Source organism: Ruegeria sp. AD11(2025) (genome assembly GCF_056542405.1).
The window spans coordinates 1-504 of sequence record NZ_JBQFZU010000177.1 but is presented as its reverse complement, the minus strand read 5'-3'; the positions used below and the strand labels follow the sequence as shown (position 1 = coordinate 504).

General features: G+C 55.4%; 1 pseudogene. It reads right to left on the bottom strand.

From position 1 onward, the window contains the following. Positions 1–195, bottom strand: a pseudogene (locus ACR1XY_RS24975) (transporter substrate-binding domain-containing protein); the annotation flags it as partial. Positions 196–504: the final 309 nt, after the last annotated feature.

Sequence of the window (504 nt, the reverse complement as noted above, 5' to 3'; positions counted from 1 at the left end):
GTTGACTGTGTAATCCCAGTTCAGCGACTCGGCCAAGGCCTCGAGCAGATCCATGGAAAACCCGACCTGTGCCCCGTCTTCGACATAGGAAAACGGAGGGCGGGTCACGGTGGTGACCGATAAGGACTGCGCCTGGCTTTGCTGTGCAAGAACCGTGAAAGTCAGGCAGATCAGTGCGAAGAGTGAGCGCTTCATAGTCGGTAACCTGTTTCGCCGCCCTGTAACGCAATTTTCACGGGCGCGGCAAGATGGTCGCGGGGTCAAGCCCCACGTTTTCTTCGCGTCTCAAACCGATATTCGGCGTTGTTGGCAAACAGTTTTTTGCACGATGGGGTTGGAAATCCGGCCAATTCGTTGAATCTGTGCACGAACCCCAAGAGGTACCTGTTTGAAAGGCACTCTATGACTGACCCAGTCCAGTTGACCGCGGACCTTATCCGTTGCCCATCCGTCACACCTGAGGAAGGTGGAGCCCTTGTTCTTTTGGAGGCCTTTCTGACGCGA